Source organism: Thermodesulfobium narugense DSM 14796, from assembly GCF_000212395.1.
In the GTDB taxonomy this organism is placed as follows: domain Bacteria; phylum Thermodesulfobiota; class Thermodesulfobiia; order Thermodesulfobiales; family Thermodesulfobiaceae; genus Thermodesulfobium; species Thermodesulfobium narugense.
Map to the genome: position 1 here is coordinate 320,665 of NC_015499.1, position 11,836 is coordinate 332,500.

Sequence of the window (11,836 nt, forward strand, 5' to 3'; positions counted from 1 at the left end):
TATGGAGATAACTGAACTTCTTGAAAAGGCTACTCAAATGAATGCGAGTGACATTCACATCTCTGTGGGAATACCCCCTGTAATAAGAAGAGAGGGAAAACTAATAAGATTGGAAGAATATGGAAATATTACTCCAAAGATCGCATTTGAGCTTATTTTCTCTATGCTTTCAGATTACCAGAAAAAGAAAATAGAGGAAGAGTTAGATATTGACTTTTCCTACGGTATATCTGGAGTTGGAAGATTCAGGGTAAACGTGTTTAAACAAAGAGGAGTATGGGGAGCAGCGCTAAGGCTTATTCCATGGGATATTCCAAGCCTAGAAACTCTGGGACTACCACCTATAATAGCTGAATTTGCAAAACTGGTAAGAGGGCTTGTCCTTGTAACAGGTCCTACTGGCTCAGGGAAATCTACCACGCTTGCCTCTCTTGTAAACATAATAAACAGAACAAGGGAGTGTCATATTATTACTATTGAAGACCCTATTGAATACCTTCACTCTCACAAGAAATCTATTGTAGATCAAAGAGAGGTTGGAAATGACACTAAGTCTTTTGCTAGAGCTGTTAGGGCATCCTTAAGAGAGGACCCTGACGTAATACTAGTAGGCGAGATGAGGGACCTCGAAACTATTGCTGCAGCTATCACAGCTGCTGAAACAGGGCATTTGGTGTTCTCAACCCTTCACACTAACGATGCACCACAAACTATAGACAGAATTATAGATGTCTTCCCAACCAATCAGCAGCAGCAAATAAGGACTCAGCTTTCCACTGCCCTTCAAGGAGTGGTATCTCAGGCACTTTTGCCAAAGATTGGCGGTGGTAGAGTGGTAGCAACGGAGGTAATGATTGCAACTCCTGCTGTAAGAAACCTTATTAGAGAGGGCAAGACGTCCCAGCTTTATTCTGTAATACAGACCTCCGGAAGATACGGCATGCAGCAGTTAGACTCATCTCTTAAAGATCTAGTTCTTCGAGGCAAGGTATCCTTTGAGGATGCTTTTACCGTAGCTGTGAACAAGGAAGAGTTCATGCGTCTGGTAGGTAGGTTATAATGCCTAACTTCTTTTATAGAGTGAGAGACGCTAAAGGCAAGCTGGTTACAGGCACAACAGATGCTGTTTCCCTACTGGTTTTAAAAAACGATCTTAGAAATAAGGGCTTTCTTGTAGTTGAGATAAAAGAGATTAAGGATGTGTCTAAAGATGTTAAGGTGGACAAAGTTGAGAAAGGCTCATCCTTTACTCTGCCAATTTTTAACAGAGTTACCCAGAAGGATCTTGCTATATTTTCAAGACAATTTGCTACTCTGGTGGCAGCAGGAGTTCCTATTGCAAGAACTCTAAACACCCTTAAGTCGCAAACAAGGAAAAAGGTTTTCAAAGAAGTTATTGACGATGTTCTGAAGAGAGTAGAAGGAGGAGAGAGCCTTGCGAGGGCTCTTGAAAGACACAACAACGTTTTTAACAAACTTTATACCAGTCTGGTAAGAGCAGGCGAGACGTCTGGCTCTCTTGACGTAATACTTGCAAGGGTTGCAACATATCTGGAAAAAGAGATGGCCCTTAGAAACCAAGTAAAGCAGGCTGTGAGCTATCCTATATTTGTCTTAACCATTGCCTTGGCTCTCAGCGCATTTTTGCTAATGTTTATTGTTCCTATGTTTGCAGGATTCCTTACGGGAATGGGTGCAAAATTACCCCTTATGACTACAATAGTGGTAAATGCGAGCCAATTTTTGATACACAACTTTATCTGGATAGTTTTGATAATCATCGCTGGCGTTTTTTTGTTTGCCAGATTCCTTAGCAATCCTGTAGGTAGAGAGATGTTTGATCTTGTAGTATTCAGGCTTCCTATTTTTGGTCCACTTTACATGAAGATAGAGTGCTCAAGATTTGCCAGGACGTTTGGTTCTATGACGAGAAGCGGTGTGCCAATACTTACTTCTCTTGAGATAATAGAAGACGTATTAATGAGCGTTGTATTAAAGAAGGGCATAAGATTTGTGCACGATGCGGTTAAAAGGGGTCAAACAATTGCTGACTCCATGAGGAAGACCGATAAGTTTCCTATGGTACTGGTAGAGATGATAGCAATAGGCGAGGAAACTGGGCACCTGGATGAGATGTTGGACAAGTCTGCCGATTACTACGACGACGAGGTGGAAACTACAGTGAAGGCTCTCTCAAGCATGCTCGAGCCTGCTATGATAGTGATAATAGGTGGCATTGTGGGATTTATAGTAATTGCAATGTATCTGCCTATATTTAGCCTGTATCAGGCAATTGCAAAGTAATTTCGGGGTTTAAGAATTTACTTTACTCTTGTCGATAATTTGGTTAATATAATAAATCTTAAGGAGGTGAAAGAACTTTTTAGTTGATAAAGTTTTTTCTTTGTTCTATAATCAAATAGGCTTTGAAACTAATCTAAGGAGGGGTAATATGCAAAGTTTTCCAAGAAAGAGCCTAAGAAATAAAAGGGGTTTCACGTTGATAGAACTTCTGGTAGTCATCGTCATCATCGGTATCCTTGCGGCAGTGGCATTTCCAATTTACCAAAACTTTATGAAAAACGCGGCTGACGCTGATGCGAAGGGTGCGCTGGCTTCATTAAGGAGTGCAGAGGCGCTTTACTATGCACAATATGGAACATATACTAAAGATATAGGTACTCTTGCGGGTATGGTGCAGACTCAAGGCGGAATTACTGTTGGTGCAAATGGAATTTCTGTTACTGCAGGTGGAGCTACTTATAATTACACTATTACTGCTGATTCTACGAGTGGTCTTGTTTCTTGTACTGGTAATGGAGCTATGGGGACATCCTGCTCAAACTGGTAAAACTCCAAAAGGCCGCTTCGGCGGCCTTTTTTAAAACAAATTTTTCTTCTGACTATAGGGTGTGTTAAGTTGATCGAAAGAATAAGCATAAATACCTCAAAGAAGCTTCAATTAATAGACGTTACCTCTTTGGTAGAAAGCGCGCTTAGAAATTCATATGGCGCATATAATGGGGTGCTTCTTTGCTACGTGCCTCACACGACTGCGGCAATTACTATAAACGAGGCAGCAGATCCTGATGTGGCCCTTGACATTGAAAGCTTTCTCAAACTTCATCTTCCTGAGGGCATAAAGTTTAGGCATCTTGAAGGAAATTCTGACGCACACGTCATCTCTACTCTTATTGGTTCATCTGTAATAGTTCCTGTAGAAAATGGAAGTCTTAAACTAGGTAGGTGGCAGGGAATATTCTTTGTGGAAGCAGATGGCCCCAGAGTTAGAAATATAAATATAGTAAAACTAACTTCTTAGTCGGCTAATTTTATTAACCTGTCGTTATATACGTCTATCTTTTCCCAAACTAATTTAATTTTATTGCTGTACAGCAACTGATCCTGGCTAGTTAACCTAAATGACTCTATGGGCACAGCGCTCATAAAGTAATCTTTTTCATTAACATTTAGTGGCAGGGGACTTATCCAGACGCCTTCTACAGCGTTGTCAGGAAGGAGGCGAAATTTGTGAATATTACCCTTTCTATCCTTATACTCAATCTCGATTGGCTCTTCTTTATATAATATGCGCTTAATTGTGCCAAAGATATTTTTCTTTATATAGATTTTTGCAAGCACTATGCTTTTATTCGATCCGCTTATGGGAACACTTGTCCAGCTGTTCCAACTTATCTCAGATTGCCCTATTCTTGTGGGTTCAGAGATTGATGGGGATGCGCTTCTTTTAAGAAGGGTAAATTTCTTTTCTCTTTTTATCATAGAGTAATTTCTAAGGATATCTAATACAGTTTTTGGGTCATCATTTAAGAGCATTCCACCCCTGAAGCTTTGAAAAAAAGGGTTATTGTCAGCTCTATACCAGATGTAATATTCTGGCGCTCTATTTGATCGCAAAAAGTCATCATTTTTGCTGTCAAGCCAGGGCGTGTAATCCGTATAGGATTGGAAGACAGGTCTTGGATCCCAGTTTAAATAGTTAGCAAATACCAGAGATGATTCTCATGGATATATATCTACTGTTGATCTTTTTATTATTCCCTCGATCTTTTCCGGCAGGGTATCTATTTCAAGATTTTTTGCAGTCTGAACTTTTGTGTTTTGTGTCATCGCTGTAAGATCTGCTACGTTGAAGTACTTGAAGTCCAGGCTGTTTGCTATATTCCCTAGAAGGTTTGAGTAGTAATTTGGCATTATTGAATTGGATGATATCAAAAAAATAAGCATTGTAAACCAGGATATTGTGAATCTTTTTAGAAATGGCACAATTTCTTTATTTTCTGAAACGATAATTGTAAAGATTGCAAATCCTAAAAAGATAGTTGTAAAAAAACCTGAAAACCAAGGTCCTTCAATGCAAAACGAATACTTAGCAACCAACCAGAAAAAAGGAATTAGTGAAACTAAAAATACTTTAAACTCCTTACATTGCAAAGGCTCCAAACTTGTAAAGAAAGCTAAATACTAGGATGGGAGCGCTCATCAGAAGGTAAGCAGGCTTTTTAGTGCGGTAAAAAAGGAATGAAAGGTTTAAGCTGGTAAATATGAAAACTAAGTCAAGCGATCTTACGTAATTATGGTCGTTTAAGATCAAAATCAAGATATATGTAAGAAGATAACCTAAATATCTTTTTATCGTGCGCTCCTGGCTGCATAGCTTAACAAGAAATATAAATGACAATATCATATAAGAGTTTATAAGTAGGAGTATAGGGTTAGCAAAGATTAGCGGCAGATACATAGGACCGGGTGTAGCCAGAAATCCTAAAGGACCATATGTAAAAATGATGTCTTTCCCAAATATTAATCTGTGTTCGAAGGCATAGTTCATTGCAAACTGCCAGGATGGGTCAAGTCCTGATCCAAAGGGCACAATAATAATATAGAAAGTAAAGAAAAAAAGAATTACAAATGCAAATGCCCCTTCGCTGAGCTTGAGATTGTCTTTCAGGGAAAAAGCGCTAAACTTTGATCTCAAAGAGCTTAGTATTTTTTGGCTGTCAACAGATGGTAATATTTCTTTTTTCAACACGCCCTCCTAAAATTATTTCTATTAAACTTAAACATTATACAAAAAACTATTAATTGTCATTTAATTTTTAAAATTGCTAATAAACTAAAATATCGCTTATAATAAACTTATATATTTTTTCACTTTCAATACACAGCGTTTATGAAAGGAGAACTTAATGGTAAGAGTTCGTTTTGCTCCATCTCCTACAGGTGCGCTCCACATTGGAGGAGCTCACACCGCGCTCTTTAACTATCTTTTTGCAAGACGCCTTGACGGCAAATTTATCTTAAGGATTGAGGACACAGATACAGAAAGGTCATCTAAAGAATACGAGGCAATCATCTTAGAAAGCTTAAAGTGGTTGGGGATAGAGTGGGATGAGGGACCATATTATCAGTCAAAAAGATTAGATCTGTACAGAGAAAAGGCAAATGAACTCCTTAAAAAGGGCGTAGCTTACGAGTGTTTTTGTACCCCAGAAGAGCTTAAGGAAAGACGAGAAATGATGGTGAAGATGGGCAGGCCCCCAAAATATGACGGAAGATGTAGGGATCTTAGCGAAGAACAAAAAAGAGAACTAAGGGCAAAGGGCCTTAAACCTGCTCTCAGAATCAGAATCCCTGAGGGAAAGTCTTTTTTGCGTGATGCGGTAAAGGGCGAAGTTTCATGTTCCAACGATAGCCTAGGTGGGGATATGGTGATAATGAAATCAGACAATTATCCTACCTATAATTTTGCTGTGGTTGTAGATGACATAGACATGAACATTACTCACGTAATAAGAGGAGACGATCACCTTACAAATACGTTTAAACAAATGATAATTTATAAGGCCTTTGGCAAAGATTTGCCAAAATTTGCTCATATACCGCTTCTTTTGGGACCGGATAAGACGAAGCTTTCCAAAAGACACGGTGCAGCAAGTGTGCTGGAGTATAAAGAAATGGGATATCTCTCTGACGCCCTTTTCAACTTTCTCTCTCTCCTTGGGTGGACGCCGAAAGAGGGGCAGGAGATATTTTCCAGAGATGAACTGATCTCTATGTTTTGTCTTGCGAAACTTAATTCTAATCCTGCGGTATTTGACATAAAGAGGTTGGAGTGGATGAATTCTCAGTATATAAAGAACATGGACGACTCAAAGCTGTTTGACCTTGCTAAACCATTTTATGAAAAGGCAAAGATAAATGTAATAAAGGACGACTATACTCTGCGTGCCATAAATTTAGGCAAGGTTAGAGCAAAGACTTTAGAGGATCTGGTGAATACAACTAAGTATTTCTTTATAGATCCAGAACTGACCTCTCCAGAAGTGGAAAATATAAAATCAAATAAGTCAACCCTTTTACTTTTGAATAGATTTCTTGAGCTAGTAAATAGTAACTATGAATCTCATACAGATTTAGAAAACAAATCAAGAGAGATGGCAGTTTCTATGAATCTTTCTTTTAAAGACCTCGTTCATCCACTTAGGCTTATATTAACAGGAATGAAGGTAGGCCCAGGACTATTTGAAGTAGTAGATGCGCTTGGTAGGGATAAAGTTATAAAAAGGGTTTCAAAATTTCTAAGTGAGTCTTAGAGGATTATATTGAAACTTGAAGAATATCTGATATACCCCAGGGTAAAGGTTTTTGTAATAGCGCTCTTTATAATATTGTTTTTGCTTGTGCTGTGGATTTTTAAGGGTATATTGATACTCTTTTTTATCTCCCTTTTACTTGCCTATCTAATAGAGCCCCTTTTCAAAACAATACTGCGCTTTCAGAAAAACAGAGTAATTTCTCTTATTTTGTCATATATTATAATATTTGTTTTTTTGGGAAGTATAGGAATAGTTCTTATTTTCGGTCTTTCCAATGAGCTAAGGAGTATAGCAAGGCACTTGCCTATCTACTTTGAAAACATTAAGAACTATCTTGATAGCTTGCAGAAATTTTTAAATTCGTTTTCTATTCCAATTGATATAAGGTCTAGTTTTAACGGGATTTTTTTATCCCAGGAGTATATTCAAACTCACCCATATTCTTTATCCTTTAGCGAAAGCGCTAAGGTTCTGAAAACCTTTTTTATGGAGTCTGTAAGAATTGGTGTAAACGTGTTTATTGTGTTTATGGTTGCGGCTTTCTGGATAATCGATTTTGAAAATATTAAAAATGGCCTTTTAACACTATTTCCTCCCGATAAAAGGCAAGAGATCATAGAGCTTTCTACTGATATAGATTTTGTCTTAAAAAGAATTGTAAGAGGGCAATTTTTGATTTGTTTAATCAATGGTGCTCTAACTACTTTGGCACTTGTCGTTCTGAAAATTCAATATGCTATATTAATAGGCGTGCTTGCAGGATGTCTTTCGGTAATACCCGTTTTTGGCACTCTTTCAACTACTTTACCGGCAGTACTACTTGGACTTACTCAGTCATGGATTGTCTCGCTTGAAGTTGTAATAGTGATACTTTGTATACACTGGTTTGAAAGTTATGTTTTGAGTCCAAAGATAATGGGCAAGCAAGCTCAGGTACACCCCATTCTTATAATTCTGGCACTAGTTTCAGGCGAACAGCTTTTTGGCGTTGAGGGCTTAATTCTTGCAATACCTGCTACCGGAGTCTTAAAAGCTGTAGTTATGCACTATCTTAAAAAGGCAGGTCATCTTGAGCAAGAGAAGAATTCTTAATCTTTTAGTATAATTGCCTTTGTGTAGCTCATTTCTTGAACGGTATAAAATATGCCTTCTTTGCTACCAGTGCCTGATGATTTTATGCCTCCAACTGGATAGTATCCTGTTCCGTGTCTGGGATAGTCATTTATGTGTATCTGTCCGGCATTAAGTTTTCTTGATAGCTTGATTATAGAGTTTACGTCTTCTCCAAATATTGCAAGATCCAGGCCATATTTGCAAGAATTTATTATATTTATGGCTTCATCTAAATCTTTGTAAACATAATAAACAAAAAGTGGTCCGAATATCTCTTCAGTCATGAGTTTTATTTCTTTGTTATAAACTTTAATTACATGAGGAGGAAAATAAGAATCCTTCACTCTATCGGAAAAGATTATTTCAGAGCCTAGATCAGTTGCCTCCTTTATCATCTTCTTTAGTCTGTTCACGTTAGATAAAGAAATTAAAGGGCCAAGACTACAATCTTCCCTAAATGGGTCAATTCTTTTTATTGTTTTCAATTTATCTAAGATAGATGACAGAAGAGATTCTTCTAACTCTTTTGGTATTAACATTACATTAAGCGCATCACACCTTTGCCCGGCATTTTTTAAAGTTCCGTTTAACCAGCATTTTGCCGCCTTTTCGGGAATCGCATCCTTTAAAACCAATCCGAAGGCTTTGCCCCCCAATTCAAGATGAAGCTTCTTTATTCCTGCATTTCTAATCACGCTTTCACCGGTTTTGGTCGATCCTGTAAGAGAAACGAGGTCTACGTTCTGATTGTTAACTATTGTTTCCTTTATTTGGGTTTGTGAGGTGGTTATTGTGGTAAGGACATTCTTCGGAAAGCCTGCCATTTCGAAGATCTTTGTGAGAAGTAGCACTGATAATGGAGTATGTTCGCTGGGTATGGATATCGTTGAGTTTCCTGCGATTAAGGCTGCAATAAGTTTGGACGCATGAAGGAAAAATGGAAAATTGAAAGGACTTATAAGAACTGCTATGCCATATGGTTCTCTCAAGGTAATAACGCTTCTGTCTCTAAGCTCAGCAAATATGCCAGAGGGTATGTATTCTCCTTTTAAAGCATTTAGGTCAAGCTCAAGGAAACTAAACCTTTCAAGGGTAGATTTTATTTCTCCTTTTGCTAAATTTATAGGCTTTGAGCTATCCATTACTATAACTTTTGCAATAAGTTCAAAGTTTTCTTCGATTATCTTTTTGCATCTTGCTAACATCTCAAATCTCTTGTAACACTCTATGTTTGATATTTCAAAAAAGCCCTCTCTGGCAGCATTTATAATCTCTTCGACTTCAGAGTGTGTGGGACCCCTAAATCGGTATAGGATTTTATTATTTATCATAGAGATCTTGTTCTCAGGTTTTGAATTAAGAGTTTTCCAGCTTTTAACTAAAAAGTTTATCTCGCTGTTTGAGTTTTTGCTAATTAAATCAGAGAATGGACTATTTTTTAATAGGTTTAAAATGTTTTCCATAATTTTATTTTTTGCTCTTATATATTTCAAAATACTTTTTTGCAGTGTTTGCAAATATGTCTGCAGTAATTTCATCAAACAGTACAAACTCGACTTTTTTTAAGGAATCCCTTTTCTCAAGATGTCTAAAAGTTTCCTGAATTAAGATATCAGCGCACTTGTCCTTTGGAAAACCATATATGCCAGAAGATATTGCAGGAAGAGATATGCTCTTTAGTCTTAGTTTAAGTGCAAGATCGAAGCACGAGTTTATGGACATTTTCAAAAATTCTGTTGCAGCGTCAGGAGCGTATTCGTTATAGTCGGGTCCCACAACGTGAATTACGTATTTTGATTTAAGGTTTCCTGCACTGGTATAGACTGCCTTTCCTGTAGGGATAGGACCTTGATTTCTAATTATCATATTACTTTCTGTCTGAATTATGTCTCCTCCTCTTCTGACAATTGCAAGTGCTACGCCTCCTCCATGTTGCAGATATCTATTTGCTGCATTTACTATTGCATCAGTATTTCGCAAAGTAATGTCGCCTTTTACGATTTCTAAAATTTTATCCTTTATTTCGAAATTGATGTCAAGCATTCTTTCCTCCCAGGAAGATCTTAAGTGAAATTAACTTTTTGTTATCAAAAAAAGCAATATAAACATTATAGTATAATATGATAACTAGTTCTTGCTGGATTTCAAATATTTTGGAGGTGCAAATAATGAACGATTTCTTTGCTTTATGGCAAAATGTAATAAAACAAGATGAAGAGGATATGGTTCTTAAACTTGACAAAGGCCTTGAGGCAAGAGAGTATCTCTGGAGAAATAAGATTGATATAGAAGGGGATCTGGCTGCCAGCATTAAGTCAGTTGATAAGAAATTTTTGATCTTGGCCCCATATATCGTGTCATTTGTTGGAAAGGAATATTTTTCAAAGTATAGTAATAAACCAATATTTATGTGGTGGTATCATGCAGATGCTATTAGTGATGGGAAGCTTACCGTAGACATAGAGAACAGAATATGTGAATACAGCGAACAAGGGATGGAAGGCGAGTGTTCTATAGAACAAATGAAAGAAGAGGGCTTTTTGTTGGAATTAGGAGAGATTTCAAGACATCATCATAGATAATTGAAACTCTTAGAGAGATTAAATCTTCTAAAGGGAACTTCTTGTGAAGATCAGGTGGAACAAAGGATTTCTCAATTTAAAGAAATAAGTTCGGGAAGTGAGGAAAGAATCTTTCAAGAGCTTTGCTTTTGTGTTCTTACTGCCAACTATTCTGCTAAGGGTGGCATGTTCATTCAAGACAAGATTGGTGAAGGCTTTTTGTATATGAATGAAGATGAATTAAGACTTTCTCTAAAAGAATTAGGTTACAGATTCTGGAATCCGCGTTATAGATTTATTGTTGAAAACAGAAGGCTTTTGGGGAGATTGAAAGGTCTTTTGGAATCAAAAATTAGTTCTTTTGAGAAAAGAAAATTTTTAGTAAAAGAAGTAAAGGGCTTTGGTATGAAAGAAGCTAGCCACTTTCTCAGAAACGTAGGGATATTTGATTTGGCAATTCTTGACAGGCACATATTAAAGGTTATGAAAGAGTATGGCTACGTTGATGAGATACCAAGAGCACTCACTGAGAAGACTTATATTAATTTCGAAAAAATCTTTTCACAAATAGCTACTGAGTTTGGAAAGCCTCCTGGGGTTTTGGATCTATATATATGGTATATTGAAAAAGGATGTGTGGAAAAATGAAAGTGGGACTTTTCCAGATGGACATATTAAAAGATTTTGACCAAAATTTTGAAAAGACAAAGCGTGCTATCTTAGAAGCAAGTAAGAACGAATTAAAGCTTTTGGTTTTTCCTGAAACTTTCCTTTCTGGATATTATAAGAGTTCTATTAAAAGGGTGAGTGATAGGCTTTCATATTACTTTGATCAGCTATGCTTTATGTCAAGAGAATATCAAATAGACATATACGGAACTTTTCCAGTAAAAGAAAACGCCAATTTGTATAATTGTGGCTTTTATTTTAGTGAAGGGTCTTGTATAGCCAGATACAAGAAGATTCACCTAATTGGAATTATGGGAGAAAGAGATATTTTTTCAGAAGGAAAAGAGGTAGTTGTGGCAGAGTCTAACCTTATTGGAAGAGTAGGACTTGCAATATGCTACGATTTAAGATTTCCAGAGCTTTTCAGAAAGATTTCCACAAACTCAAAGATTACAATAGTTAGTGCTATGTGGCCAAAAACAAGGATAGAACACTGGAAAACCCTTTTGAAAGCCAGATCAATTGAAAATCAGTGTTTTGTTATTGGTGTAAATAGGGTGGGTTCTGATAAAAATAACGTGTATCCTGGCAATTCTCTTGTTTTTGACCCTTATGGTTCAACTATCTTGGAGTGCAAAGATAAAGAAGGCCTTTATTTTTCCGATATAGATCTTTCATCGGTAGAAAAGTACAGAAACGATTTCAACGTTTTAGGTGACAGAAGGATATTTAGTTTGCAGTAATGTAATTATTAAGCTTTTAAAAATCTTTCCAGATTTATAAAAGGGATCTTAACAACTCCAACAAATCTACTTAATTATCAAAAATAATCAATTTTTTCTTGATTTTTTAGCATTTTGTATTATTATATAA

At 36.8% G+C, this 11,836-nt stretch carries 14 protein-coding genes; 9 read left to right on the forward strand and 5 right to left on the reverse strand.

Going from position 1 to position 11,836, the window contains the following annotated elements; genetic code table 11:
• The first annotated feature begins 1 nt into the window (after position 1).
• The 4 genes from THENA_RS01540 (at position 2) to THENA_RS01555 (ending at position 3,322) form a co-directional block, all read left to right on the forward strand.
• Positions 2-1,060: a type IV pilus twitching motility protein PilT gene (locus THENA_RS01540; protein WP_013755681.1), complete on the forward strand. Its 1,059-nt coding sequence runs from the start codon at positions 2-4 to the stop codon at positions 1,058-1,060.
• Positions 1,060-2,304, forward strand: coding sequence for a type II secretion system F family protein (locus THENA_RS01545; RefSeq protein WP_013755682.1), 1,245 nt, complete (start codon positions 1,060-1,062; stop codon positions 2,302-2,304). Before THENA_RS01540 ends, THENA_RS01545 begins: the two co-directional genes overlap by 1 nt.
• A 148-nt stretch (positions 2,305-2,452) precedes the next feature.
• Positions 2,453-2,851, forward strand: coding sequence for a type IV pilin protein (locus THENA_RS10175; RefSeq protein ID WP_013755683.1), 399 nt, complete (start codon positions 2,453-2,455; stop codon positions 2,849-2,851).
• Positions 2,852-2,920: 69 nt separating this feature from the next.
• Positions 2,921-3,322 (forward strand): secondary thiamine-phosphate synthase enzyme YjbQ, encoded by a 402-nt coding sequence (locus THENA_RS01555; RefSeq protein WP_013755684.1) that lies wholly within the window; start codon positions 2,921-2,923, stop codon positions 3,320-3,322.
• On the opposite strand, the gene THENA_RS01560 is transcribed toward THENA_RS01555, so the two are convergent.
• The 3 genes from THENA_RS01560 to THENA_RS01570 all read right to left on the reverse strand — a co-directional run bounded on the left by THENA_RS01560 (position 3,319) and on the right by THENA_RS01570 (position 5,050).
• Positions 3,319-3,918, reverse strand: coding sequence for a hypothetical protein (locus THENA_RS01560; protein WP_041437893.1), 600 nt, complete (start codon positions 3,916-3,918; stop codon positions 3,319-3,321). The two genes, THENA_RS01555 and THENA_RS01560, sit on opposite strands and share 4 nt — an antisense overlap.
• Positions 3,919-4,023: 105 nt before the next feature.
• On the reverse strand, positions 4,024-4,401 hold the full coding sequence (locus THENA_RS01565; protein ID WP_013755686.1) for a hypothetical protein: 378 nt from the start codon (positions 4,399-4,401) through the stop codon (positions 4,024-4,026).
• Between the two features lie 43 nt (positions 4,402-4,444).
• Positions 4,445-5,050, reverse strand: a complete 606-nt coding sequence (locus tag THENA_RS01570) for a hypothetical protein (RefSeq protein WP_013755687.1) — start codon at positions 5,048-5,050, stop codon at positions 4,445-4,447.
• A gap of 160 nt (positions 5,051-5,210) precedes the next feature.
• Between THENA_RS01570 and gltX the strand changes: the two genes are divergently transcribed.
• Positions 5,211-6,617, forward strand: a complete 1,407-nt coding sequence (gene gltX / locus THENA_RS01575; RefSeq protein WP_013755688.1) for a glutamate--tRNA ligase — start codon at positions 5,211-5,213, stop codon at positions 6,615-6,617.
• A gap of 9 nt (positions 6,618-6,626) precedes the next feature.
• Positions 6,627-7,712, forward strand: a complete 1,086-nt coding sequence (locus THENA_RS01580) for an AI-2E family transporter (protein ID WP_013755689.1) — start codon at positions 6,627-6,629, stop codon at positions 7,710-7,712.
• Here the strand turns inward: THENA_RS01580 and THENA_RS01585 are convergent.
• Entirely contained in the window at positions 7,709-9,196 is a 1,488-nt protein-coding gene (locus THENA_RS01585) for an aldehyde dehydrogenase family protein (RefSeq protein WP_013755690.1), read from the reverse strand. The genes THENA_RS01580 and THENA_RS01585 overlap by 4 nt on opposite strands.
• 4 nt (positions 9,197-9,200) lie before the next feature.
• A complete protein-coding gene (locus tag THENA_RS01590) occupies positions 9,201-9,776 on the reverse strand; it encodes a macro domain-containing protein (RefSeq protein WP_013755691.1) in 576 nt (191 codons plus the stop codon).
• Positions 9,777-9,901: 125 nt separating this feature from the next.
• Here THENA_RS01590 and THENA_RS01595 point away from each other — a divergent pair, with 125 nt between their 5' ends.
• From THENA_RS01595 to THENA_RS01605, 3 genes are read left to right on the forward strand one after another with little or no spacing between them, the layout of a single operon-like run.
• Positions 9,902-10,315, forward strand: a complete 414-nt coding sequence (locus THENA_RS01595) for a hypothetical protein (protein WP_013755692.1) — start codon at positions 9,902-9,904, stop codon at positions 10,313-10,315.
• Positions 10,316-10,942, forward strand: coding sequence for an N-glycosylase/DNA lyase (locus THENA_RS01600; RefSeq protein WP_013755693.1), 627 nt, complete (start codon positions 10,316-10,318; stop codon positions 10,940-10,942).
• Positions 10,939-11,706 carry a nitrilase-related carbon-nitrogen hydrolase gene (locus tag THENA_RS01605; RefSeq protein ID WP_013755694.1) on the forward strand — a complete coding sequence of 256 codons (768 nt, stop codon included), beginning with the start codon at positions 10,939-10,941 and terminating at the stop codon, positions 11,704-11,706. Before THENA_RS01600 ends, THENA_RS01605 begins: the two co-directional genes overlap by 4 nt.
• The last annotated feature ends 130 nt before the right edge of the window (positions 11,707-11,836 follow it).

Bases quoted from the DNA above. Each gene is read 5' to 3' on its own strand.
- gltX (WP_013755688.1), top strand. From the start codon at position 5,211: ATGGTAAGAGTTCGTTTTGCTCCATCTCCTACAGGTGCGCTCCACATT.
- THENA_RS01605 (WP_013755694.1), top strand. From the start codon at position 10,939: ATGAAAGTGGGACTTTTCCAGATGGACATATTAAAAGATTTTGACCAA.
- THENA_RS01590 (WP_013755691.1), bottom strand. From the start codon at position 9,776: ATGCTTGACATCAATTTCGAAATAAAGGATAAAATTTTAGAAATCGTA.
- THENA_RS01595 (WP_013755692.1), top strand. From the start codon at position 9,902: ATGAACGATTTCTTTGCTTTATGGCAAAATGTAATAAAACAAGATGAA.
- THENA_RS01540 (WP_013755681.1), top strand. From the start codon at position 2: ATGGAGATAACTGAACTTCTTGAAAAGGCTACTCAAATGAATGCGAGT.
- THENA_RS10175 (WP_013755683.1), top strand. From the start codon at position 2,453: ATGCAAAGTTTTCCAAGAAAGAGCCTAAGAAATAAAAGGGGTTTCACG.
- THENA_RS01545 (WP_013755682.1), top strand. From the start codon at position 1,060: ATGCCTAACTTCTTTTATAGAGTGAGAGACGCTAAAGGCAAGCTGGTT.
- THENA_RS01585 (WP_013755690.1), bottom strand. From the start codon at position 9,196: ATGGAAAACATTTTAAACCTATTAAAAAATAGTCCATTCTCTGATTTA.